Below are 22,596 nucleotides of genomic sequence, written 5' to 3' on the forward strand. Positions count from 1 at the left end.
AGCCGCGGCGTACGTCGGCCTTCTGCGTCAGTCGAACCGCGCCGCGAGGAGCACGATGTCCTCCGCGGGGTCCACGGCCGCGGCGGCCAGTTCCTCCCCCGGCAGCACGGTCCGCAGGATGTGGTCGCAGATGGCCCCCGGGTCGTCCCGGGCGCTACGGGGAACCCCCGCGGCCGCCGCGTGCAGCCGGGCGTACGCGCGGTCCATCGGGTCGCCGGTGCGCCGCAGCAGCCCGTCGGTGTAGAGCAGCACCGTTTCTCCGGGAGCGGGTTCGATCTCCACGCTCGGCGCCTCCCAGCAGGCCAGCATCCCCAGCGGTGCGGAGAGCGAGGTCTCCACGTACTCGGTGCGCCGCTCGCCGATCAGCAGCGGCGGGGTGTGTCCGGCCCCGGCCAGGATGACCTTCCGGGCGGCGGGCTCGCAGTAGGCGAAGAGGGCGGTCGCCGAACGCGCGGGCTCGGTCAGCCGCAGGAGCAGCTCCAGGTCGGACAGGACCGCCACGGGGTCCTCGCCTTCCATGACGGCGTACGCGCGCAGCGAGGCCCGCAGCCGTCCCATGGCCGCGACGGCGCTCGGGCCGGAGCCCGTGACGGATCCCACGGCCAGCCCCATGGCGCCCTCGGGCAGGGGCAGCGCGTCGTACCAGTCGCCGCCGCCGCGCGGGCCGGTGTGGTGCCGGGCCGCGAGCTGTACTCCGGCGATCCGGGGCAGCCGGCTGGGCAGCAGCTCCTCGGAGACGGTGGCCAGCCGGGTCCGGGAGCGGTCCACCTCCAGCATCCGGGCCAGGTGCTCGGCGGCGTGCCGGACGTAGAGCCCCACGAGGTCGCGCTGGCGCTCGCTCGGCTCGGCCGGCTCGTCGTAGAGCCAGACGGCCGCGCCGAGACGGCCGGTGGTTTCGGCGGTCAGCGGCAGCGTGTAGCTGGCGGCGTAGCCGAGCCGGGCCGCGACCTCGCGGTGGCGCGGATCGACGGGGGGTTCGTAGCCCGCGGAGCCGGGGACCCCGGGGGTCGTCTCCGGTTCCGGGAGGACCTCGGAGCCGCCGTGGGCGTCCGGGAGTCCGTCGAGGATGCGGCCGTACGAGGTGGCGCTGCGCGGCACCGTCTCGATGTGGCCGAGGTCCGCGCGGCCCAGACCGAGGCCGATCGTGGTGCTGGGGCCGAGGCCGTCGGAGGGCTCCAGGGCGACCAGGCCCCGGCGGGCTCCGACGAGTGTGGCTCCGGCGCGCAGGAATTCCTGGAGGGAGGAGTCGAGATCACTGGCCCGGGCGAGGCGCTCGGTGAGCTCGTGGAGGGTCGTGAGGTCGGAGACCATGCCCGCCAGCCGGTCCTGGATGACGCTGCTCGCGGCAGGCGGTGGGGCCTGGGCGGGGGCGGTTCGTGCGGGCGTGGAAGCGGGCGTGGGCGCCGCAGTGTGCGCTGACGCTGTAACTGCTGGATCGATTCCAGCCACTTTCGGCAGATGCGGGGCGCTCATGGCGTCCGCCTTTCCACCTGGTGCGATTCGCCATATAGCATCGCAAACCCCCAGATCGTGCTGCGCCGCCATCAATGGATCCACATCTACACGCACACGAGGAGCGATGTCCAGCATTGCCCAAGTGGGAATCCTGGTGTCCGTGAGACGGCAACTCACTGTCCAGCCAAGGCTAAAACTTGGCCGGAAAAAGTGGGAAGCGGACGTTTTTTACGATCGACTGGGCGGTGGCACAAGGGCTCCGGGTACCTAATCGGTGGTGACCGGGGCCAGTTGATGCCTCCCGGCACCGCCGGGAACCGCCCGGCAGCGCGCCGTCGTCCTTAACGGCGGCAGCCGGTCTCGGCACCGGTCCGGGTCGCGATCAGCCCCGCCGGACGTTTGATGGACCCGTAAGAAAACTGCACGAACCGTGTGAACCTGCTTCTGGCGGACAGTGACGCGAAACGTGTACGTGTGGTGAAACACCGCTTACATGGTGTGATGTGGCCCCTCGGCGTTCAACGGAAAGGAACGAGCGCTCATGCGCGAGATCCTCGGAAGGCGTCTCCAGCGGCTCCGCGATCGATGGAAATCCCCGCGCGCCGTCTCCCGCCCCGCCTCGGCGGCCGCGGACGTCGCGGCCGCGTCCCTGCTCGAGGGGGCGCTCACCTGCGCCACGGTCCGGCAGTGGCCCGTGCTGCCGGGCGTGGGCCGGGCCGGCGCGGACAGCACGCGCTGCGCCTGCCCCGACCCCGACTGCGTGGTACCCGGCGCGCATCCCTTCGATCCCGGGCTGCTCGCCGCCACGACCGACGCCCGGATGGTGGCCTGGTGGTGGGCCAGGAGGCCCACGGCCCCGGTCCTGCTGGCCACCGGCGGGGCCGCGCCGTGCGCGGTGAGCCTGCCGGCCGCCGCGGCCGCGCGTGCCGTCGTACGCCTGGACGCGCAGGGCGTGCGGCTCGGGCCCATCGTCGCCACGCCCACCCGCTGGTCCCTGCTGGTCGCCCCGTACTCGCTGGAGCGGCTCGGCGAACTCCTCTACGCCAAGGATCACGTGCCCTCCTCGCTGCGCTTCCACGGCGAGGGCGGTTACCTGCTGCTGCCGCCGTCCGCGGCGTCCGGCGGCGGGCAGGTCTGCTGGGAGCGGGAACCGGCGGCCGGGCCGTACGGGCTCTGGCTGCCGGATGTGGAGGCGGTCGTGGACGCGCTCGTGGAGGCGAGCAGCGGGGCTCCGGGCGGCGGCAGCCGGCTCGCGTACTGACCGTCGGGCTTGATCGTCAGGCCGACATCAGGCCGCCGCCAGGCCGACATCAGGCCGACATCAGGCCGACCGTCAGGCTGACCGTCAGGAAGGGAACGTCCAGCGCGGCGCCGACGATCCCGGTGGCCGCAGCGTCACTCGTACGGGTGCCAGCGGGACGAGTTTCCAAGGGAATTGGGCGCGGGGATCTCCGCGCCCCTTTCCCGCCTCGCTATCTTCGGCGAATGAATCTCCGCCTGATCGGTATCGGCGCCGGTGTGCTGATCATCTTGTCGCTTCCCCTAGCCGGAGCGATGGCCGGGCCGGATTTCGCCGGTCAGGACGACGGAAAGGGCGGGGGGTTGCTCTCCTCGCTCGGCTTTTCGGACACTCCCCGTACGTCGGACTCCTCTCGCGCCCCGGAGTCCTCCCGTACGTCCACCGCGGCGGACCCGGTCGCCCCTCCCGCGCAGCCCGGACCGGTCGAGCAGCCCCGTACGGAATCCCGGTGCGGCCCCGAACTCTCCTCGCCGTACGGCGTGGAGGCGCAGACCTGCGTCCTGGCGGGCGAGGGCCGGACCTGGGGCCGCAGCTACTACCGCAACACCAGCGGTCACGCGCTGGACGCCGTACTGACCGTGATGGGACCGGCGGGACGCACGGTGCAGATCCGCTGCGCGGTGGGCGCGGGCGACGAGCCGGGGCTGTGCGAGACGCCACGCGGGGAGTCGGTGGGGAAGCCGGACGACTACTCGGCCGTAGCGGAGTTTGCAGTTCCGGATGATGAAGGGCGGCTGTTGCTGCGCTCCGGGAGCAACGCACCGGAGTCGAGCGACGGTTGAGTACCGCACGAAATGGAAGGGCCCGGTCGCTGGCGACGGGGGATGCACCAGCGACCGGGCTACAAGAACGGTAACAAGAGATCGCCTGTTCGCAAATTCGATCTCTGATATTCAGACACTGATTTGCAGGCGATTAGCGGGAGTTGCGGCCCAGGTCACCGGTTCCCGCTCCCCGCGCGGACGTCAGCTGAGCGTGACTTGGCGGTTGGTGAGTCCGCCGCGGGCCCGGCGCTCCTCCGTGGTCAGCGGGGCGTCCGCGGCCAGCGCCTCGGCCAGCCGCTCCGCGAACTCGCCCGCGGGCTTCTCCACGTCATTGGCCGAAACACCGGTGGGCAGGTCCCAGACGGGCACCATGAGGCCGTGCGCCCGGAAGGAACCGACGAGCTTGGTGCCCTCGCCGAGCGAGGAGGTACCCGCCGCGTGCAGCCGCGCGAGGGCGTCGAGCAGCTTCTCCTCGGGGTGCGGCATGACCCAGCGCAGGTGGTTCTTCTCCGGGGTCTCGCACCAGTAGGACGCGTCCACGCCGGCCAGCTTGACGGTCGGGATGGCGGCGGCGTTCGCGCGCTCGAGCGAAGCGGCGATCTCCGGGGAGGCGTTCTGGGCCGCTTCGGTTTCCGGAATCCAGAATTCGAAGCCGCTGTGCACAACCGGCTCGAAAACGCCGTCCGGGTCCAGGAGATCCTGAAGTCGGGTGCCCTCGGCCGGAACCCGGCGGGCCGCGATCGGCGTCCCCGGCTCCGCCACGAGCGCGCGCTCCAGGGTGTCGGCCATGTCGCGGGACAGGTCGCCGGTGGTCGAGTCGTTCTGCAGGCCCAGCAGGACGGAGCCGTCCTCGCGGCGCAGGGCCGGCCAGGCCATGGGCAGAACGGTCACCAGCGTGACGGAGGGGACGCCCTCGGGCAGGCCGCCCTTCAGGGGCAGCGGGACGGTGGCCGCGGGCACGAGCTCACGCAGCGCGACCCAGTCGCACTCGCCCGGCAGGCCCTCGAAGGGGCGCTGCACGTGCTCGGTGACGGCGTGCGCGGCGGCGGCGCCGTGGCAGGCCTTGTAGCGGCGCCCGGAGCCGCAGGGGCAGGGCTCGCGCGCGCCCACCACCGGGACTTCCCCATTGTTGAGCTGCGGCTTCGCGGTCTTCGCGGCGGGGCGCTTCTTGGCCATCGTGGGTGTCTCCCGGTTGCGGCGGTACGGCGGTGTCTCTGGTCGCGAGCCTAGCCGTTCGTACCGCCACAACCGGTGGGGTGCGGCCGGGAGCACGGTCGGCGTGCACTCCCGGCGTACAAGGATCCGGTTCACGGATCGAGATCGTCGAATGCCGATGTGAAGTCGATCGCCGGGGCAGTGACGCGCGTAGCGAAATCGTCGTGCCGGGGCCCCCGGGCGACGATCACCCATACGGTGACCTCACCCGCCGCTCCGTCCCGGACACCCCAGTCCTGGGCGAGGGCGCTGATGATGTTCAGCCCCCGGCCGCCGCGCGCGGTGACCGAGGGCGTGGCTGGAACGGGGCGCGTGGGACCGCCCCCGTCCGTGACCTCGACCGTCAGTCGCCCCGCCTTGTCGACGCACCATGCGGCGCGTATCTCCCCGTCCCCGACTTCCGGCGAACCCAACGGCCGGCCGTGTCGGCAGGCATTGCTGAGCAGTTCGGAAAGGATCAGTACGGCATCGTCCACGACCGATTCGGACAGGCCGCTGATGCGCAGTTGTTCGCGCATCCGGCGTCTCGCCTCGCCCACGCCCGCAGGACCATGGCGTACATCCACGCACGACGACGTGGGCACTTCTTGTGCCATCACCAACGCCACCCCCGGAACCTCCTTAGCCCCACGCCATGGTCTGGATGCCCCCTTGGCCTGGACCGGAAACCGCCATGGCGAGGCCCTCTGACGCATTCATGGCCCATGACTGCGCAGCGGATGCGCCGGAGCACACGCCGTCACGAGTGCGTTGCGTGGGGCGGGTGGGCAAAAGGGGACGTCAGCGCCCGAGTTGTGACAGAACTTGGCGCGGCCTGTTCGTGATGATCGCTTCTACGCCCAGATCAGCGCACAGCTGAACGTCTTCGGGATCGTTCACCGTCCATACGTGTACGGAGTGCCCGGCGGCTTGAAGCCTGCGGACGAAGCCGGGGTGGTTGCGCACGATCCGGACCCCCGGCCCGGCGATCCGCACTCCGGCGGGCAGCCGCCCGTCGCGCATCCGGGGCGAGATGAACTGCATCAGGTACACGGTCGGAACCGTCGGCGCCACCGCCCGCACCCGGTGGAGGGAGCGGGCGGAGAAGCTCATGACCCGGACGGGGTGCGGGCCCTCGGCCGGCGGGGCGTCCAGGCCGAAGCGCTTGAGGAGGTGCAGGAGGCGTTCCTCCACCTGTCCGGCCCAGCGGGTGGGGTGCTTCGTCTCGATCGCGAGCTGCACCGGCCGGCCGGCGTCGGACACCAGCTCCAGCAGTCGCTCCAGGGTGAGCACGGAGGTGCGCTCGGGGTCCGCGTCCCAGTCGGGGGACTCCTCGCGGTCCTTCCAGGAGCCGAAGTCGAGGGCGGCGAGATCGGCCAGTTCCAGGGCGGACACGGCGCCGCGGCCGTTGGAGGTGCGGTTGACCCGGCGGTCGTGGACCAGGACCAGGTGGCCGTCGGCGGTCAGCCGGACATCGCATTCGAGGGCGTCGGCGCCGTCCTCGATGGCTTTGCGGTAGGCGGCCAGGGTGTGCTCGGGGGCATCCTCCGAGGCGCCGCGGTGGGCGACGACCTGGATGGGGCGCGGCGTTGCGTGGGTCACCCGGTCATGGTGCCACCGAGGAGCCGTGGCGTGGCGGGGCGGGTCCTGCGGATGCGTCCGAAATGCCGGAGATAAAGGATGGGGGTAGACGCACAGGTCCGGCTTACAGTGCTCTGACGGGTCATGGGAAAAGCTTTGTCTGGAACTTGTGCGGCACGTCGAACGTTCAGTCGGACCGATATCACCAGATATTTCCAGCAGCTGTATAAGCCGTGTAAGTCGTATAAGCCGTGTTGTGACGAGGAGAGAGCGCTGTGAGCACCGAGAACGAGGGAACCGCGGCCCAGACGCCCCCCGCGGCCCCGTCCGCACCCCCTGTGCCGGCACCCGTCTCTGGTTCCGCCGCCCAGGCTCCCGTGCCGGGCGCCGAGCAGACCCAGCAGCTTCCGCCCACCCCGGCTTCGCCTCCGGTGGCCGCGCCCACGCCCGCCCAGGCGCCGGAGCCGGCGTACGGCTCGGCTCCGGCTCCGGCGTATGCGCAGGCCCCCGGTCCCGTCCCCGCACCCGGTCCGGCGGCGCACGGCGCCCACGGCTGGCCTCCGCCGCCGCCCACCGTCCCCGCGTACGGGGCGAACGGCGGTCACGGAGGCGGCGCCTGGGGCGCCCCGTTCACCACCGAGGGCAACCCGCCGCCCAAGCCCAAGGGCAAGGGCGGCCTCGTCGCGGCCGTCGTCGCGGCGGCCCTCCTCGCGGGCGGCGTCGGCGGCGGCGTCGGCTACTGGGCCGCCGAACGCAGCAACGACGGCTCCGGCTCGACCACGATCAGCGCGGGCAACACACCGAAGGACCTCAAGCGGGAGGCCGGCTCGATCGCGGGCCTCGCCGCCACCGCGCTGCCCAGCGTCGTCACCATCGAGGCCTCGGCCGGAGACGGTGAGGGCGGCACCGGTACCGGCTTCGTCTACGACCAGCAGGGCCACATCCTGACCAACAACCACGTGGTGGCCTCCGCGGCGAACGGCGGCAAGCTCTTCGCGACCTTCTCCGACGGCAAGAAGTACGACGCCGAGGTGATCGGCCGGGCCCAGGGCTACGACGTGGCCGTGCTCAAGCTGAAGAACCCGCCGGCGGGCCTCAAGCCGCTGCCGCTCGGCGACTCCGACAAGGTCGCGGTGGGCGACGCGACCATCGCGATCGGTGCCCCGTTCGGCCTGTCCAACACGGTCACCACCGGCATCGTCAGCGCCAAGAACCGTCCGGTGGCCTCCGGTGACGGCTCCAGCGGCAAGAACTCGTACATGAGCGCGTTGCAGACGGACGCCTCGATCAACCCGGGCAACTCCGGCGGTCCGCTGCTCGACGGCCGGGGTGCGGTCATCGGCATCAACTCGGCGATCCAGTCCGCCGGCAACGGCGGTTTCGGTGGCGGCCAGGCCGGTTCGATCGGCCTGGGCTTCGCCATCCCGATCAACCAGGCCAAGAACGTCGCCGAGTCGCTGATCAAGACGGGCAAGCCCGTCTACCCGGTGATCTCCGTCTCCGTGGACCTCCAGGCCAAGGTCGACGGCGCCAAGATCTCCGAGCAGGGTGCGCCCGGCAACGAGCTGGTCGACCCGAACGGCCCGGCCGGCAAGGCGGGCCTGAGGCCCGGCGACATCATCACCGAGTTCGGCGGCAAGCCGGTCGACAGCGGCCCGAGCCTGATCAGCATGATCTGGACGTACAAGCCGGGCGACACGGTGAAGCTGACCTACCTGCGCGACGGAAAGCCGACCACGGTCGACATCACGCTCGGCTCACGCGTCGGGGACAAGTAGCCGGTGCCGGTGGCTTGATGGAGAGGGCCGTGGGCGGGATTCCGCCTACGGCCCCTCCCAATATCTGCTTATGCTTCGATGGTGTTCGATTCACGGCACATACGGACATTCCACGAAGTGGTCGCCGCGGGGTCATACTCGGCGGCCGCTCGCGTCCTGGGGTACACCCAGCCCGCCATCACCCAACAGATGAAGGCGCTCGAACGCGCCGTCGGCACCCCGCTGTTCACCCGCGTGGGCCGGAAGATGAAGCTCACCGAGGCCGGCGAGTCCCTGGCCCGGCATGCCGAATCCATCCTGGGGAGCCTCTCGGCCGCCGAAGCCCAGCTCAAGGCGTACACGCGTCTGCGTACCGGGCGCGTTCGGGTCTGCGGATTTCCCAGCGCCAATGTCACCCTCGTCCCGGAAGCGCTCAGCGGTCTGGCCAAGGGCCACCCCGGTGTCCAGGTCGAACTGCTCGAAGGAGAGCCCCCGGAGTCGCTGCGCCGGCTCCAGCGCGGGGAGTGCGACATCACCCTCGCCTTCACCTATCCCGGCCTGCACGAGGAGATCCCCGAGGAGGTCGCCGAGGTCAGGCTGCTGGAGGACCAGCTGACCGTGCTGCTGCCGAACGGCCATCCGCTGGCCCGGCGCCGGGCGGTGCACCTGGCCGACCTCGCCGAGGAGCGGTGGATCGCGGGCTGCCCGCGCTGCCGGGCGAACCTGCTGCACGAGTGCGCGGAGCTGGGCTTCGTGCCCGACATCCGCTTCGCGACCGACGACAACCTGGTGGTCCAGAGCCTGGTCGCGCAGGGCCTGGGCGTGGCGATGATGCCCGCACTCGTGCTGCCCTCGCTCTCCCTCAACCGGGTCTGCGGGCGAGTGCTCGAACCGGCCGCGCGCCGTCACATCGCCGCCTACGTGTACCGCGACCACCTGCGGATCCCGGCGACGGCCGTGGTGCTGGACGAGCTGAAGCGGGTCGCCTCGAACCGGATCGGCTGCTGACCTCGGCGATCTTCGCTCACCCGTCCATAAGCGGAGCTTGGGTTTTCAGGGCAGAACTGTCGTTGGACGTGATGGATGGGCCGACGGACGCTGCTGGTATGACCACCACCACGCCGGCCCGTACGACCACGAGGATGGCCGCCCTCGTCAGTGAGATCCGCAGGGTCGTGGACCGGGGGCTGGCACCCGACCTGACCGCCTACTTGGTCGGCGAGCGCGTCGCCCCGCATCTGGGCACGCCCGATCTGCTCACCCCCGGTCAGCGCGAGGGGCACCCGGACCGGTACCGGCAGCACATCCTGCACACCGAGCCGGACGGCAGCTTCTCGGTGGTGGCGCTGGTCTGGCTGCCCGGACAGGAGACCTCCATCCACGACCACGTCTCCTGGTGTGTGGCCGGAGTGCACGAGGGCGCGGAGAGGGAGATCCGCTACCGGCTGGCCCCCTCCACGGCCCCGGAGGGCGGCCCCGCCCGTCTCGTGGCAACCGAGGAAGTGGTCAACGGCCAGGGCGACGTCTGCGGGTTCGCTCCTCCCGGTGACATCCACAAGGTGCGCAACTCCTGTCGTACGACGGCGATATCCCTGCATGTCTACGGCGCCGACGTGGCCCGTCTGGGCAGCAGCGTCCGCCGCGTCTACCCGGAACCGACCGGCTGATGGCCCTGCTGAACCGCACCGCCGACCGGCCGACCCGGGCGCGGATGCGGATGCGGATGGGGCATGTTTCACGTGAAACCTCCAGCTCCTGGCCGGGGTTGGGACTGGCCGCAGCCGGGGCCCTGGTGGCCTGGTGCGTGCACCTGCTGGTCCCGACGGTGCCGATGCTCACCGCCTCGGTGGTTCTCGGCATCGCGGTGGCCCACCTTCCGGGCCTACGAGCCGTCGTACGCGGCCCCGCACGCCCGGGTCTGTCCCTGGCCGGGCGGCGGCTGATGCGGATCGGCATCGTCCTGCTGGGTCTCGGCCTGGGCCTGGACCAGGTGGTCCGGCTGGGCTGGGCGACGGTGGCCATGGTGACCGGTGTGGTCGCGGCCACCTTCTTCGGCACGCTCTGGCTGGGCCGTCGCCTCGGACTCCCGGGGGACCAGCCCCTGTTGATCGCCACGGGGTACTCGATCTGCGGGGCATCGGCGATCGGCGCGGTCAGCCAGGTGTCCGGCAGCGACGAGGAGGACGTGGCCGCCTCGGTCGCACTGGTCACGCTGTGCGGGACGCTGGCCATAGCGGTACTCCCGCTGTTCCAAGGACCGTTGGGGCTCTCCGACCCGTCGTTCGGGCGATGGGTGGGAGCGAGCGTCCACGATGTCGGCCAGGTGGTGGCGACCGCCCAGACCGCGGGGCCCGGTGCGCTCGGCGAGGCGGTGCTGGTCAAGCTGATGCGGGTGGCGCTGCTGGCCCCGCTGGTCGCAGCCGTGGCCTTCTCGGTACGGGCCCGGAGGCTCGGCGTGCGCTCCTCCTCCGGGCGGCGGCCGGCGCCGGTGCCGCTGTTCGTGGCGGGATTCCTGGCCGCGGCCGCGCTGCGTGCCACGGGCGCGCTGCCCGACGTAGCGCTGGAGTGGGCGCACACGGCGCAGGAGGCTCTGCTGGCGGCGGCCCTGTTCGGTTTGGGAAGCGCGGTGCACCTGCCGACGCTGGCCCGTACCGGGGGGCGCGCGGCGCTGCTGGGGCTCGGGGCATGGGTGATGGTCGCCGGAGCCTCGTACGTGGGGGTGCTGCTCACCGTATGAGGCGTCAGGTGGGGTGCGTTGGCCAATTCCTGGCCGGAACCGACCGAACGTTCCGACTGCCCCCTGACATCTCGCGGCCCTCGTGCGACTCTGCCCCCGCAACCCGAACAGCCGAACAGTCGAACAGCCGATCCGCACCGACAGCTCTTCACCCCCACCCTGCCCGGCTCCGACCGGACCGGGCACGGCAGAAGGAGTCCTGCGTGAATCGTCATCGCACGGCGGCATCCGTCCTCCTCGCCGCGAGCGCCCTGATCGCCGGGGCCCTGACGGCGGCCACCCCCTCGACCGCCGCGGAGTCGCCCGCTTCGTTCCGTCAGCAGCACGACCCGGGCTTCTGGACCGCCGAGCGGATGCGCCAGGCCACCCCCCTCGATGTGACGGCGGCCCCCGGAAGCGGCCGTACGGTGCCCGCTCAGTCGGCCCGCCCCACCCTGGTCGCCCCCACAGCCGCCTCCGCCCCGGCGTCCCCCACGGCATTCCCGCAGGCCGGTGGCGCCTGGACGGCCGGCGGGGCGGTGGTGAAGACCTCGGGCCGCGTCTTCTTCACGATGGGCGACCGGACCGCCTCCTGCTCCGGCGACTCGGTCACGAGCGCCAACGGCAGCACGGTCGTCACCGCCGGCCACTGCGTGAAGTACCAGGGCGCCTGGCACACCAACTGGGTGTTCGTCCCGGCGTACGCCAACGGCAACGCGCCCTACGGCCAGTGGTCGGCCACCAAGACCTTCGCCACGGACCAGTGGGCGGCCAGCGAGGACATGAACATGGACGTCGGCCTCGCCGTCGTCGCCCCGCTGAACGGCCAGAAGCTCAGCCAGGTCGTCGGAGCCCAGGGCATCCTCTTCAACGGCGGCTACAGCAAGAAGATGTACTCCTTCGGCTTCCCCGCGGCCTCCCCCTACGACGGCACCAAGCTCGTCTACTGCAGCGGGAACAGCGGCAGGGACTTCCTGCTGACCAAGGACCACAGCCTGGCCTGCAACATGACGGGCGGCTCCAGCGGCGGCCCCTGGTTCCAGGACTTCAACGAGGCGACCGGCCTCGGCACCCAGGTCTCGGTGAACAGCTTCGGCTACACCTTCCTGCCGAACCGGATGTTCGGCCCGTACTTCGGCAACGAAGCCAAGGCGGCCTACGACAAGGCCCAGACCGCCTGACCCACCCCCACCCCTCCACCACCCGGAACACCCACCCCACCCACCCCCACATCCCGGTACTCTGTACCGGCCAGGTGGGTTGCCCGAGCGGCCTAAGGGAACGGTCTTGAAAACCGTCGTGGCAGCGATGTCACCGTGGGTTCAAATCCCACACCCACCGCCGCACCTCAGCGCACGCGCTGATCAGAAGGGGCGCCCCTCATCAGGGGCGCCCCTTCTTCGTGGGCCGGGTGGTGGCCCAGGGGGGGGCTGGCACTCCCTGGCGTCGCCTTCGGCTCCTAGTGTCTGGACGTCTACGCTCCCACGATGAACGTCGTGCACACGGTGGAAGCGGCCCGTACCGACGGAGCCGCGCCTGAGCTGGTCTGGTACGCGTCCTACGGCTCGAACATGCATATGGACCGTCTGAGCTTCTACCTGGCCGGGGGCACCCCGCCGGGTGCCTTCCGCAGCTATCCGGGATGTCGAGATCACCGCGCGCCGGCCCGGTCGCTACCGGTCGAGCTGCCGGGGCGCCTGTACTTCGCCACGGAGTCCACGGTCTGGACGGGTGGCAGGGGCTTCTACGACCCGGCGGTGCCGGGCCGCACGCGGGGGCGTGCCCATCTGGTGACAGCGCAGCAGTTCTCCGACATCGCCGCTCAGGAGATGTACCGGGAGCCGGGGACGGATGTGGACCTGAGGGCGGTCCTGCGGTCGGGGCGGGACGAGTTGGGGCCCGGCCGGTACGAGACGCTGATCTGCTCCGGCGTGCTGGAAGGCGTCCCCGTGCTGACCTTCACGGCTCCCTGGGCCATGCGCGAAGTGGACTGGGTCAAGCCTTCCGCCGCGTACGTGAAGTACCTGGCGGCAGGCCTGCTGGAGTCCGGGCCCTGGGACGAGCGGTCCATTGCCGGCTATCTCGCGCAGTGCCCCGGCGCTGCCGGCCACTGGAGCGCGGACGAGATCGTGGACCTCCTGACCTCCTGACCTCCTGACCTCCGCCTGAAGGTCTGGCGGACGGGGGTAGGCCGAAGCCGGCCATTTCCTTCTCCTCGTAGGAGAGGAAGCCGAGCTCGCGGTAGAAGGCGTGGCTGGTCCTGCCGGACCCTGATCGGCGGCCTTGGGCCTTCCGAGTGGTGTTTGTCGGAAGAACGGCGCGGGTCGTGGGGGCGGTGCGGTTGCGGCCACATCATGACGAATGTATGCAGATCCGCCCGTCGGAACATCCCGTCGGGACATCGCGAAACGAGGCACTCGTCATGGCTCACCGCAACAGCATCACGTCGATCTGGACCGCTGTCCTCACCGCGCTCGTGGCCCTTCTGGCCGCCCTCGGCCTGGCCGGAAAGGCGGCCCCGGTCGCCGCCGCCGACGCGGTCACCGCTTCCGGCGTCCCCGCCGCGCGGCGCCGGCCGACCGTGGTGGCGCGGCGGACGTGGCGGGCCATGATGCGCGGTGGCTCGCTCCCGCCGACCATCAAGCAGCGGATCCGTGCCGAGGCACATGGCAAGAGCCCGTCCGTCCGACGCTCGACCACCGCCGCCGCTCTCGCGGCAGGCGATGTCATGCTGACCCCGCGTGCCGGGAACGCCGCTCCGGTCCGGGACCGGCTGGCCCTCGCCGTGTAGCAGGCGCATGAGTAGCAGTCGCAGCAGCAGCAGGGGCGAGGGGCGGACGTAGCCGCAGGTGTTGCAGGTGTAGAAGACGTACGAAAGCAGACGCTGGAGCCCGGTCGGTCATCGGCCGTGGATCGCGCTGCGAAGCGCCCCGGGGCGTGGGGCGCACAGGGATGCCCCGGCGGTCATCGGGGGCGTGCAGGGGGCGTGAAGCTTGGTATCGCAGGGCCGCAGGCCTGGAGACGGTGACGTTTCCGGATGGCGCGGCCCTTTTCGGCATGTCCGGGGCGTGCCGGTCTGGCGGAACGGTTCGCCTCTTGTGGGGCAGGCGTTGCAGGGGGTGTCGGGGCGCGGACCTGGGGCGGCAGGGATGCGAATGAGGTTTATCCGATGTTGGTCATGCTTGCGGGGGAATCAGAGGCCATGGGGTGGTTCGCCGGGGATTCGGTGGGCAACTCTGATCTCGCGACGTCGTCACCACACGGAACGACCGAGGCGGTCGGCCAACTGCCTTGGAGAACACCCCACTTCGGTTTCCTGGAGGATTCAGACATGGCAAGCATCCGTACCGCCCGCGTCATCGCCGCCGTCGCCGCTCTCCCCCTCGCCGTCGCCCTCTTCGGAGGGGTGGCCTCGGCCGACAACGGTTCCTTCGCGAACGACGGATCGAATGCGAGCGTCGCCAGCATCATCGGCAGTGGTGTGGGCGGCGACAACCACGGCAACTCCTCCACCTCGCAGCAGGTGGCCACCGGCTCCGGCGCGTCGAACCAGAACAACACCGCGCAGGTCAACGGGTCGGCCTTCACGGCGATCCACCAGGCCAACTCGAACGTCTCGGTGAACTTCTACCCCTGGTGGTAGGCGCTGACTGAGCCGCGCTGACCACTGAGGGCGCCCGTGCGACCGGACCGGCTGGGGTCCGGTAGCGCGGGCGTCCTCGCGCGTCCGCGACGATCGGCGACCTTGACATCCCCACCGAAACTGACGGACAGTCAGATCAGTAGTGTCGATGTCATGCCGGGAGGCCAGCGCCGTGCACCTCGCCCCCACCGAAGGTCAGTTGCGGCTGCGCGCCGAACTGCGGGAATACTTCCGGAGCCTGCTGCCGGACGGCCCGCCCGAGGAGCAGCCGTCCACCCAGCGCGCCCTGCTACGCCGCATCGGCGCCGACGGGCTGCTCGGCCTCGGCTGGCCCGTCGAGTACGGCGGTCAAGGCCGTGGCGCCGACGAGCAGTTCGTGTTCTTCGACGAGGCCCACCGGGCCGGCGCACCCGTCTCCATGGTCACCCTGAACACCGTCGGCCCCACCCTCATGAAGTACGGGACCCCGGAGCAGAAGGACTACTTCCTGCCCCGGATCCTCCAGGGCGACCTCGTCTTCGCCATCGGCTACTCCGAGCCCGAGGCCGGAACCGACCTCGCCTCCCTGCGCACCCGGGCCGTGCGCGAAGGCGACGCGTGGGTGATCGACGGGCAGAAGATCTTCACCTCCAACGCCCAGAACGCGGACTGGATCTGGCTCGCCTGCCGCACCGACCCCGAAGCCCCCAAGCACAAGGGCATCTCGATCATCCTGGTGCCCACCGACACCCCCGGTTTCGCCTGGACCCCGATCGACACGGTCGGCGGCCTCACCACCACGGCGACGTACTACGACTCCGTCCGGGTGCCCGCCGGCAACCTCGTCGGCCCCGAGCACGGCGGCTGGGGCCTGATCACCAACCAGCTGAACCACGAGCGGGTCGCCCTCGCCGCGATCGGCATGCAGGCCGAGGACTTCTACGCGCACGCGCTGCGCCACGCCCGCACCCCCGACCCGGTCACCGGCGAGCGCCCGGCCGACCAGCCCTGGGTGCGGTCCCGGCTCGCCGAGGCGCACGCCCGGCTGGCCGCCGTACGCCTGCTCAACTGGCGCCTCGTCCAGGACGTCGGCGCGGGGACCCTCGCCCCCGGCGACGCCAGCGGCGTGAAGTTCCTCGGCACCGAGTCCACCGTCGAGGTCTACCGGATGTGCCAGGAGGCGGTGGGCGAGGAGGGCCTGGTCCGGGGGCCGGGGCCCGACGCCTTCGCCGGAGGGGAGCTGGAGCGGATGAACCGGGCCGCCCAGATCAACACCTTCGGCGGCGGGGTCAGCGAGGTCCAGCGGGAGATCGTCGCCATGATGCGGCTCGGCATGAAGGGGAGGAAGCGATGACCACGCCGGACGGGGCCGGGGAAGGGGGTGACCGGTTCCACGCGCTGCTCAAGGCCTTCGAGGGCCGGCCGGCCGCCACCGAGGGACGGGGCAAGGACCCGGTCAACGAGCCGATGATCCGCCACTGGTGCGAGGCGATGGGCGACGCGAACCCCGCCTACACCGGACCGGGGGCCATCGCCCCGCCCACCATGCTCCAGGCCTGGACGATGGGCGGCCTCTCCGGCCACACCGACCGGTCCCCCGCCTACGAGGAGCTGTTCGGTCTCCTCGACGGCGCGGGCTGCACCGCCGTGGTCGCGACCGACTGCGAGCAGGAGTACCTGCGCCCGTTGCGCCCCGGGGACACGGTGACCTTCGACGCGGTGATCGAGTCGGTCTCGCCGCGCAAGACGACCAGGCTCGGCGCCGGGCACTTCGTGACGACCCGGATGGACGTCCGGGCGAACGGCGAGCCCGCCGGGACGCACCGCTTCCGCATCCTCAAGTACGCCCCGGCGGCGCGGCCCCCCGCGCAGCACGTAGCACGGCCCCCCGCGCAGCACGCCGCACAGCCCCCCGCGCAGCACCCCGCGCGGAAACCCCCTCAGTCCCCGGCCGGGAAGGCCCAGCGCCCCCGGCCCGTCGTCAACCGTGACAACCACGGCTTCTGGGACGGGGTCCGGGACCACCGACTGCTGATCCAGCGCTGCACCGCCTGCACCACTCTGCGGTTCCCCTGGCTGCCCGGCTGCAACGCCTGCGCCTCGCCCGACTGGGACACCGTCGAGGCGAGCGGCGCCGGCGCCGTCTTCAGCTACGTCGTCATGCACCACCCCTCCTTCCCGGCCTTCACGGCGCATGACCAGGCCGCGGACGCGGCCGCGGACGCGGACGCGGGCGGCGGCGGCCCCTACGCGGTCGCGCTCGTCGAGCTCGCCGAAGGCGTGCGCATGGTCAGCAACATCACCGGTGTCCCGTACGACAAGGTCCGCATCGGCCTGCCCGTCCGGCTGGAGTTCCTGCGCGTCGACGACACGCTCGAACTCCCCGTCTTCCGCGCAGAGGCGGGCTGACATGGACTTCCATCCCACCGAGGAACAGGCCGCGGCGGCCGGCCTCGCCGCCCGGATCTTCCGCGACCTCGCCACCCACGAACGCCTCGCCTCCGCGGGCACCGGCAGCGACGCCGAGCTGTGGAAGGCCCTCACCACCGCCGGGCTCGTCGCCGCCGTCGAGGACGTCGGCCTCCTCGGCCTGGTCCTGCTGCTGGAGGAACAGGGCCGCACCACCGCGCAGGTCCCGTACGCCGCCACGTGCGCGTACGGGATCCTGCCCGTGGCCGCGCACGGCAGCCCCGGGCAGCGGGCCCGGCTGCTGCCCGCCCTCGGCTCCGGCGAGGCCGTGGCCACCGGGGCCTTCCCGGCCCGCGGTCGGATCGCCGCCACGCCGGACGGCCGGCTCACCGGCAGCGCGCCGGCCGTGCCCTGGCTGCGCGACGCCACGCACGTGCTGGTGCCGGACACGAAGTCGGCGCTGTGGCTCGTACGGACGGACGCGCCCGGTGTGGCGACGCGGCCGGTGGAGACCACCGCGCCCTGGTCGGCGGGCCGGCTGACGCTGGCGGACGCGCAGGCGGAGCGGCTCGGCGGCGAGAACGCCTACGAACAGGTGCTGGCCGCCGCCCGCACCGCCTTCGCCGGACTCCAGGCCGGGGTCTGCGCCGGGTCGCTGGCCCGCGCCGTGGAACACACCTCCACCCGCGAACAGTTCGGCCGGCCGCTCTCCACCAACCAGGCGGTCATGCTGCGCGCGGCCGACGCGTACATGGACACCGAGGCGATCCGGGTCACCGCGTACGAGGCGGCCTGGCGGATCGACGAGGGCTTGTCGGCGCGCGAACACGCCCTCACGGCGGGCTGGTGGGCCTCGGAGGCGGGCAAGCGGGTCGTGCACGCGGGTCAGCACCTGCACGGCGGCACGGGCGCCGACCTGGATCACCCGGTCCACCGGCATTTCCTGTGGGGCCGCCAACTGGACGCCTACCTGGGCTGTGGCAGCGAGCTGCTGGCCGAGCTGGGCGCGCTCCTGTCCGACGACGCCGTGGCACCCGCCGAGGCGGCACTGACCGCTGTGGCACCCACTGACGTGGCACCCGCTGCCGCCCGGCCCGAGGGGGACGAGAGATGAACGTCGGCGACGCGCTGCCGCCACTGGAGATCCCGGTCACCCGCACCTTGATCGTCGCGGGCGCGATCGCCTCCCGCGACTACCAGGACGTGCACCACGACGCCGCTCTGGCCCGCGAGAAGGGCTCCCCGGACATCTTCATGAACATCCTGACCACCAACGGCCTGGTCGGCCGGTACGTCACCGACCACCTCGGACCGCACGCCGTCCTGCGCAGGGTGGCCATCCGCCTCGGCGCCCCCAACCACCCCGGCGACACCATGACCCTCACCGGAACCGTCACCGCCCTCGACGGGGACACCGCCGAGATCCGGGTCGTCGGCGCCAACGGCCTCGGCCACCACGTCACGGGCACCGTGACCGTCACGCTGGAGGCCGGGGCATGAGCGTGCGCCTGCGGGACGATCTCGGTGGCCGCGCCGCCATCGCCGGCATCGGCGCGACCGAGTTCTCCAAGGACTCCGGCCGCAGCGAGCTCAAACTCGCCGTCGAGGCGGTGCACGCCGCCCTCGACGACGCCGGGCTCACTCCGGCCGACGTCGACGGCATGGTCACCTTCACGATGGACACCAGCCCCGAGATCACCGTCGCCCAGGCGGCCGGCATCGGGGACCTCTCCTTCTTCTCCCGCATCCACTACGGAGGCGGCGCGGCCTGTGCCACCGTCCAGCAGGCCGCCCTCGCCGTCGCCACCGGGGTGGCCGAGGTCGTGGTCTGCTACCGCGCCTTCAACGAGCGCTCCGGCCGCCGCTTCGGCTCCGGCGTCCAGCAGCGCGAGCCCTCGGCGGAGGGCGCGGCCCTCGGCTGGTCGTTGCCCTGGGGCCTGCTCACCCCGGCCTCGTGGGTGGCCATGGCGGCCCAGCGTTACCTGCACACCTACCAGCTGACCCCAGAGGCCTTCGGCCACGTTGCCGTCACCGACCGCCGCCACGCCGCGAACAACCCGGCCGCGTACTTCCACGGCAGGCCCATCACCCTCGCCGACCATGCCGCGTCGCGCTGGATCGTGGAACCGCTGCGGCTGCTGGACTGCTGCCAGGAGACCGACGGGGGCCAGGCGCTCGTCGTCACCACCACCGAACGGGCCCGGGACCTGCGGCAGGCGCCCGCCGTCATCACGGCGGCCGCGCAGGGCGCCGGCCGCCGCCAGGAGGCGATGACCTCCTTCTACCGGGACGACCTCACGGGACTCCCGGAGATGGACGTGGTCGCGCGGCAGCTGTGGCGGACCAGCGGGCTGCGGCCGTCCGACATCGACGTCGGCATCCTCTACGACCACTTCACCCCCTTCGTCCTCATGCAGCTGGAGGAGTTCGGCTTCTGCGGGCCCGGCGAGGCCGCCGACTTCGTGGCCGCCGACGCGCTGGCGATCAACACTCATGGCGGCCAGCTCGGCGAGGCCTACCTGCACGGCATGAACGGCATCGCCGAAGCCGTCCGCCAACTGCGCGGCACCTCCGTCAACCAGGTCGCGGGGGCGGAACACGCACTGGTCACGGCCGGTACGGGGGTGCCGACCTCCGGGCTGATCCTGGGCGCCGACGGCTGATCTCCGGCGCGCCGGCGACCGCGGTGGGGCTCCCACGGGCGCCCCACCCCCTCCACCTACAGGAGGTCGGGCCCGCCCCCGCCCTACAACCTGAGACGGACCCGCCTTCGGCACCTGCGGCCGATCCCACGAGCGTGCTCCGCTTCTAGCGTGGAGCCATGACCACGCCTGTGTGCACGCTCGCCTCGAACCCGACGCCGTACCCGTCGTTCTCGGCGTACGTCCGGACCCGCGGCACGGTCCTGATGCGCACCGCGCGCTCGCTCACCGCCAACCCGTGTGACGCCGAGGACCTGCTCCAGACGGCGCTCGCCAAGACGTACGTCGCCTGGGACCGCATCGAGGACCACCGGGCCCTGGACGGCTACGTCCGCAGGGCGCTGGTCAACACCCGGACGTCCCAGTGGCGCAAGCGCAAGGTGGACGAGTTCGTCTGCGACGAGCTCCCGGAGAGCGAGGAGCCGCCGGCCGCCGACCCCGCGGAGGCGCAGGCGCTGCGCGACGCGATGTGGCGTGCGGTGACCCGGTTGCCCGACCGGCAGCGCGCCATGGTCGTCCTGCGGTACTACGAGGACCTGAGCGAGGTGCAGACAGCCGAGTTGCTCGGGGTTTCGGTCGGCACGGTCAAGAGCGCTGTCTCGCGTGCGCTGGTCAAGCTGCGCCAGGATCCGGAACTCACTCCGGTCCGCTGAACGGCCGCGCGGCGCGGTGATCCTCTGCGGTGCTATAGCGTGCTCGCGTCAAAAGGACGCACACACGCTCATCGGGGGACTCCCATATGACCTATCCGCCGCAGCAGGGCAACCCCTACGGCCAGCAGCAGCCTCCGCAGGGCCAGCCGCCCCAGCCGGGCTACGGTTACCCGCAGCAGCAGGCTCAGCAGCCGCCGTACGGTGGCGGGCCGCAGCAGGGCAACCCGTACGGCCAGCAGCAGCCTCCGCAGGGCCAGCCCCAGCAGCAGTGGTCCGCTCAGCCGCCGGCGCCGCCGGCCCGACGCCGTATGGGCGTCATGACGATCCTGAAGATCATCGCCGGTGTGATCGTCGCCATCATGTGCGTGGTGGGCTACTTCGCGAGCAAGGACGATGCCGACAAGGCGAAGGTCGGCGACTGCCTCAAGAACAACGGGACCACGATCTCTCCCGATCTCCAGGTCGTGAAGTGTGGTGGCGCCGACGCCACATACAAGGTTGTCGAGGTGATCCCCGACACAATCGACAGCGCCAAGTGCGAAGGCAAGTCGGACATCGGCTACCACGAGCAGACCAGCGGCCGACGTAGCTCCGGCAAGCAGTTCGTGCTCTGCATCAACGAGATCAAGTAGGGCTGAAGGCGCACGGGGCGATGTTTCACGTGAAACATCGCCCCTTCGCTTGCCCGTCACGCCACAAGTTGTGCGCCGAAGGTAGTGACATACCGCGTGGTACGCCTCCAGAATCGCCCTGAGTAGCTACCGCCGCGTAACTCAATGGGGAGGCCCCCGGTGTACAGCACCATGCAGGACGTGCCGCTTCTTGTCTCTCGGATCCTGGCCCACGGGTCGACGATCCACGGCAAGTCGCAGGTGACCACCTGGACCGGTGGGGCAGAACCGCACCGGCGCAGCTTCGCCGACATCGGCAAGCGCGCCGCGCAGCTCGCTCACGCGCTCCGCGACGAATGCGGAGTACAGGAGGGCGATGTCGTCGGAACCCTCATGTGGAACAACTCCGAGCACGTCGAGGCGTACTTCGCGATCCCGTCCATGGGCGCGGTCCTGCACACCCTCAACCTGCGGCTCCCCCCCGAGCAGCTGGTCTTCATCGTCAACCACGCGGCGGACCGGGTCGTGCTGGTCAACGGCACCCTGCTGCCGCTCCTCGCGCCGCTGCTGCCGCACCTGCCCACCGTCGAACACGTCGTGGTCGCCGGGATCGGCGACCGCTCCGTCCTCGACGGCCTCGACGTGCGGGTGCACGAGTACGAGGAACTCCTCGCGGGCCGCTCCGATCGCTACGACTGGCCCGAGTTGGACGAGCGCCAGGCCGCGGCCATGTGCTACACCTCCGGCACCACCGGGGACCCCAAGGGCGTCGTCTACTCCCACCGGTCGGTCTATCTGCACGCCATGCAGGTCAACATGGCCGAGTCGATGGGACTGACCGACCGGGACACCACGCTCGTGGTCGTCCCGCAGTTCCACGTGAACGCCTGGGGCCTGCCGCACGCCACCTTCATGACCGGCATCAACATGCTGATGCCGGACCGGTTCCTGCAGCCCGCCCCGCTCGCCGAGATGATCGAGCGGGAGAAGCCGACGCACGCCGCGGCCGTCCCCACCATCTGGCAGGGGCTGCTCGCCGAGGTCACCGCCAACCCGCGCGACCTGACGTCGATGAAGCAGGTCACCATCGGCGGCGCGGCCTGTCCGCCCTCCCTGATGGAGGCCTACGACAAGCTCGGCGTCCGCCTCTGCCACGCCTGGGGCATGACCGAGACCTCCCCGCTGGGCACGATGGCGCACCCGCCGGCCGGCCTCAGCGCGGAGGAGGAGTGGCCGTACCGGGTCACCCAGGGCCGCTTCCCGGCCGGTGTCCAGGGCCGCCTCGTCGGCCCCGGCGGCGACCACCTGCCCTGGGACGGCGAATCCGCGGGCGAGCTGGAGGTGCGCGGAGCCTGGATCGCGGGGGCCTACTACGGCGGCGCGGACGGCGAACCCATCCGCCCCGAGGACAAGTTCAGTGCGGACGGCTGGCTCAAGACCGGCGACGTCGGCGTGATCAGCCCCGACGGCTACCTCACCCTGACCGACCGGGCCAAGGACGTCATCAAGTCCGGCGGCGAGTGGATCTCCAGCGTCGAGCTGGAGAACGCGCTGATGGCCCACCCCGAGGTCGCCGAAGCGGCGGTCGTCGCCGTCCCGGACGACAAGTGGGGCGAGCGCCCCCTGGCCGCCGTGGTCCTCAAGGAGGGCGCCACGGTGGACTACGCGGGACTGCGCGAGTTCCTCGGCCGGTCGGTCGCCAAGTGGCAGCTGCCGGAGCGCTGGACGTTCATCGAGGCGGTACCGAAGACGAGCGTCGGCAAGTTCGACAAGAAGGTGATCCGCAAGCAGTACGCGGAGAACGCCCTGGACGTCACCACCCTCGCGTAGCG

The 22,596-nt window shown here is 71.4% G+C and carries 22 protein-coding genes and 1 tRNA gene; 19 read left to right on the top strand and 4 right to left on the bottom strand.

Annotated features, from left to right (window positions below; genetic code table 11):
• Positions 1-27: 27 nt before the first annotated feature.
• Complete coding sequence (locus tag ACWDYJ_RS00915) at positions 28-1,590, bottom strand: PP2C family protein-serine/threonine phosphatase (RefSeq protein WP_451563285.1); 1,563 nt, start codon at positions 1,588-1,590, stop codon at positions 28-30.
• 406 nt (positions 1,591-1,996) lie between these two features.
• On the opposite strand from ACWDYJ_RS00915, the gene ACWDYJ_RS00920 reads away from it, so the two are divergent.
• Both ACWDYJ_RS00920 and ACWDYJ_RS00925 read left to right on the top strand, forming a co-directional pair.
• Positions 1,997-2,716 (top strand): bifunctional DNA primase/polymerase, encoded by a 720-nt coding sequence (locus ACWDYJ_RS00920; protein WP_451563286.1) that lies wholly within the window; start codon positions 1,997-1,999, stop codon positions 2,714-2,716.
• Between the two features lie 224 nt (positions 2,717-2,940).
• Positions 2,941-3,537 (top strand): hypothetical protein, encoded by a 597-nt coding sequence (locus ACWDYJ_RS00925; RefSeq protein ID WP_451563287.1) that lies wholly within the window; start codon positions 2,941-2,943, stop codon positions 3,535-3,537.
• A gap of 183 nt (positions 3,538-3,720) precedes the next feature.
• Here ACWDYJ_RS00925 and ACWDYJ_RS00930 read toward each other — a convergent pair whose 3' ends face one another.
• From ACWDYJ_RS00930 to ACWDYJ_RS00940, 3 genes are all read right to left on the bottom strand, one after another.
• A complete protein-coding gene (locus tag ACWDYJ_RS00930) occupies positions 3,721-4,695 on the bottom strand; it encodes a DUF5926 family protein (protein WP_451563288.1) in 975 nt (324 codons plus the stop codon).
• Positions 4,696-4,826: 131 nt separating this feature from the next.
• On the bottom strand, positions 4,827-5,429 hold the full coding sequence (locus ACWDYJ_RS00935) for an ATP-binding protein (RefSeq protein WP_451563289.1): 603 nt from the start codon (positions 5,427-5,429) through the stop codon (positions 4,827-4,829).
• Positions 5,430-5,514: 85 nt separating this feature from the next.
• Complete coding sequence (locus ACWDYJ_RS00940; protein WP_451563290.1) at positions 5,515-6,315, bottom strand: glycerophosphodiester phosphodiesterase; 801 nt, start codon at positions 6,313-6,315, stop codon at positions 5,515-5,517.
• A gap of 254 nt (positions 6,316-6,569) precedes the next feature.
• Here ACWDYJ_RS00940 and ACWDYJ_RS00945 point away from each other — a divergent pair, with 254 nt between their 5' ends.
• From ACWDYJ_RS00945 to ACWDYJ_RS01025, 17 genes are all read left to right on the top strand, one after another.
• Entirely contained in the window at positions 6,570-8,072 is a 1,503-nt protein-coding gene (locus ACWDYJ_RS00945) for a S1C family serine protease (RefSeq protein ID WP_451563291.1), read from the top strand.
• An 81-nt stretch (positions 8,073-8,153) separates the two neighbouring features.
• Positions 8,154-9,059, top strand: a complete 906-nt coding sequence (locus ACWDYJ_RS00950; RefSeq protein ID WP_451563357.1) for a LysR family transcriptional regulator — start codon at positions 8,154-8,156, stop codon at positions 9,057-9,059.
• 98 nt (positions 9,060-9,157) lie between these two features.
• Entirely contained in the window at positions 9,158-9,718 is a 561-nt protein-coding gene (locus tag ACWDYJ_RS00955) for a cysteine dioxygenase (RefSeq protein ID WP_451563292.1), read from the top strand.
• A complete protein-coding gene (locus ACWDYJ_RS00960) occupies positions 9,718-10,788 on the top strand; it encodes a YeiH family protein (protein WP_451563293.1) in 1,071 nt (356 codons plus the stop codon). The genes ACWDYJ_RS00955 and ACWDYJ_RS00960 overlap by 1 nt, the downstream gene beginning before the upstream one ends.
• 203 nt (positions 10,789-10,991) lie before the next feature.
• On the top strand, positions 10,992-11,948 hold the full coding sequence (locus tag ACWDYJ_RS00965; protein ID WP_451563294.1) for a trypsin-like serine peptidase: 957 nt from the start codon (positions 10,992-10,994) through the stop codon (positions 11,946-11,948).
• A gap of 73 nt (positions 11,949-12,021) precedes the next feature.
• Positions 12,022-12,108: transfer RNA gene (locus ACWDYJ_RS00970), tRNA-Ser, on the top strand.
• A gap of 146 nt (positions 12,109-12,254) precedes the next feature.
• A complete protein-coding gene (locus ACWDYJ_RS00975) occupies positions 12,255-12,917 on the top strand; it encodes a histone deacetylase (protein WP_451563295.1) in 663 nt (220 codons plus the stop codon).
• 272 nt (positions 12,918-13,189) lie between these two features.
• The gene (locus ACWDYJ_RS00980) at positions 13,190-13,558 is read left to right on the top strand and encodes a DUF6344 domain-containing protein (protein ID WP_451563296.1); all 369 of its coding nucleotides are present in this window, start codon (positions 13,190-13,192) and stop codon (positions 13,556-13,558) included.
• A 540-nt stretch (positions 13,559-14,098) separates the two neighbouring features.
• The gene (locus tag ACWDYJ_RS00985; protein ID WP_451563297.1) at positions 14,099-14,410 is read left to right on the top strand and encodes a hypothetical protein; all 312 of its coding nucleotides are present in this window, start codon (positions 14,099-14,101) and stop codon (positions 14,408-14,410) included.
• Between the two features lie 172 nt (positions 14,411-14,582).
• Positions 14,583-15,743 (top strand): acyl-CoA dehydrogenase family protein, encoded by a 1,161-nt coding sequence (locus ACWDYJ_RS00990; RefSeq protein WP_451563358.1) that lies wholly within the window; start codon positions 14,583-14,585, stop codon positions 15,741-15,743.
• The gene (locus ACWDYJ_RS00995; RefSeq protein WP_451563298.1) at positions 15,740-16,798 is read left to right on the top strand and encodes a bifunctional MaoC family dehydratase N-terminal/OB-fold nucleic acid binding domain-containing protein; all 1,059 of its coding nucleotides are present in this window, start codon (positions 15,740-15,742) and stop codon (positions 16,796-16,798) included. Before ACWDYJ_RS00990 ends, ACWDYJ_RS00995 begins: the two co-directional genes overlap by 4 nt.
• A 1-nt stretch (position 16,799) precedes the next feature.
• Entirely contained in the window at positions 16,800-17,912 is a 1,113-nt protein-coding gene (locus ACWDYJ_RS01000; RefSeq protein WP_451563299.1) for an acyl-CoA dehydrogenase family protein, read from the top strand.
• Positions 17,909-18,298: a MaoC family dehydratase gene (locus ACWDYJ_RS01005; RefSeq protein ID WP_451563300.1), complete on the top strand. Its 390-nt coding sequence runs from the start codon at positions 17,909-17,911 to the stop codon at positions 18,296-18,298. Before ACWDYJ_RS01000 ends, ACWDYJ_RS01005 begins: the two co-directional genes overlap by 4 nt.
• On the top strand, positions 18,295-19,461 hold the full coding sequence (locus ACWDYJ_RS01010; protein WP_451563301.1) for a lipid-transfer protein: 1,167 nt from the start codon (positions 18,295-18,297) through the stop codon (positions 19,459-19,461). The genes ACWDYJ_RS01005 and ACWDYJ_RS01010 overlap by 4 nt, the downstream gene beginning before the upstream one ends.
• 158 nt (positions 19,462-19,619) lie before the next feature.
• Positions 19,620-20,153: a SigE family RNA polymerase sigma factor gene (locus tag ACWDYJ_RS01015; protein ID WP_451563302.1), complete on the top strand. Its 534-nt coding sequence runs from the start codon at positions 19,620-19,622 to the stop codon at positions 20,151-20,153.
• 86 nt (positions 20,154-20,239) lie between these two features.
• The gene (locus tag ACWDYJ_RS01020; RefSeq protein WP_451563303.1) at positions 20,240-20,785 is read left to right on the top strand and encodes an LppU/SCO3897 family protein; all 546 of its coding nucleotides are present in this window, start codon (positions 20,240-20,242) and stop codon (positions 20,783-20,785) included.
• 159 nt (positions 20,786-20,944) lie between these two features.
• Positions 20,945-22,594: a long-chain fatty acid--CoA ligase gene (locus tag ACWDYJ_RS01025; protein WP_451563304.1), complete on the top strand. Its 1,650-nt coding sequence runs from the start codon at positions 20,945-20,947 to the stop codon at positions 22,592-22,594.
• The last annotated feature ends 2 nt before the right edge of the window (positions 22,595-22,596 follow it).

The sequence above is a fragment of the Streptomyces sp. NPDC003042 genome (assembly GCF_053591315.1).

Coding starts and splice junctions, on each gene's coding strand:
- ACWDYJ_RS00930 (WP_451563288.1), bottom strand. CDS start 4,695: ATGGCCAAGAAGCGCCCCGCCGCGAAGACCGCGAAGCCGCAGCTCAAC.
- ACWDYJ_RS00980 (WP_451563296.1), top strand. CDS start 13,190: ATGGCTCACCGCAACAGCATCACGTCGATCTGGACCGCTGTCCTCACC.
- ACWDYJ_RS01000 (WP_451563299.1), top strand. CDS start 16,800: ATGGACTTCCATCCCACCGAGGAACAGGCCGCGGCGGCCGGCCTCGCC.
- ACWDYJ_RS00955 (WP_451563292.1), top strand. CDS start 9,158: ATGACCACCACCACGCCGGCCCGTACGACCACGAGGATGGCCGCCCTC.
- ACWDYJ_RS01015 (WP_451563302.1), top strand. CDS start 19,620: ATGACCACGCCTGTGTGCACGCTCGCCTCGAACCCGACGCCGTACCCG.
- ACWDYJ_RS00935 (WP_451563289.1), bottom strand. CDS start 5,429: ATGCGTCAGAGGGCCTCGCCATGGCGGTTTCCGGTCCAGGCCAAGGGG.
- ACWDYJ_RS00995 (WP_451563298.1), top strand. CDS start 15,740: ATGACCACGCCGGACGGGGCCGGGGAAGGGGGTGACCGGTTCCACGCG.
- ACWDYJ_RS00920 (WP_451563286.1), top strand. CDS start 1,997: ATGCGCGAGATCCTCGGAAGGCGTCTCCAGCGGCTCCGCGATCGATGG.
- ACWDYJ_RS01010 (WP_451563301.1), top strand. CDS start 18,295: ATGAGCGTGCGCCTGCGGGACGATCTCGGTGGCCGCGCCGCCATCGCC.
- ACWDYJ_RS01005 (WP_451563300.1), top strand. CDS start 17,909: ATGAACGTCGGCGACGCGCTGCCGCCACTGGAGATCCCGGTCACCCGC.
- ACWDYJ_RS00915 (WP_451563285.1), bottom strand. CDS start 1,590: ATGCTGGACATCGCTCCTCGTGTGCGTGTAGATGTGGATCCATTGATG.
- ACWDYJ_RS01020 (WP_451563303.1), top strand. CDS start 20,240: ATGACCTATCCGCCGCAGCAGGGCAACCCCTACGGCCAGCAGCAGCCT.
- ACWDYJ_RS00960 (WP_451563293.1), top strand. CDS start 9,718: ATGGCCCTGCTGAACCGCACCGCCGACCGGCCGACCCGGGCGCGGATG.
- ACWDYJ_RS00975 (WP_451563295.1), top strand. CDS start 12,255: ATGAACGTCGTGCACACGGTGGAAGCGGCCCGTACCGACGGAGCCGCG.
- ACWDYJ_RS00925 (WP_451563287.1), top strand. CDS start 2,941: ATGAATCTCCGCCTGATCGGTATCGGCGCCGGTGTGCTGATCATCTTG.
- ACWDYJ_RS00985 (WP_451563297.1), top strand. CDS start 14,099: ATGGCAAGCATCCGTACCGCCCGCGTCATCGCCGCCGTCGCCGCTCTC.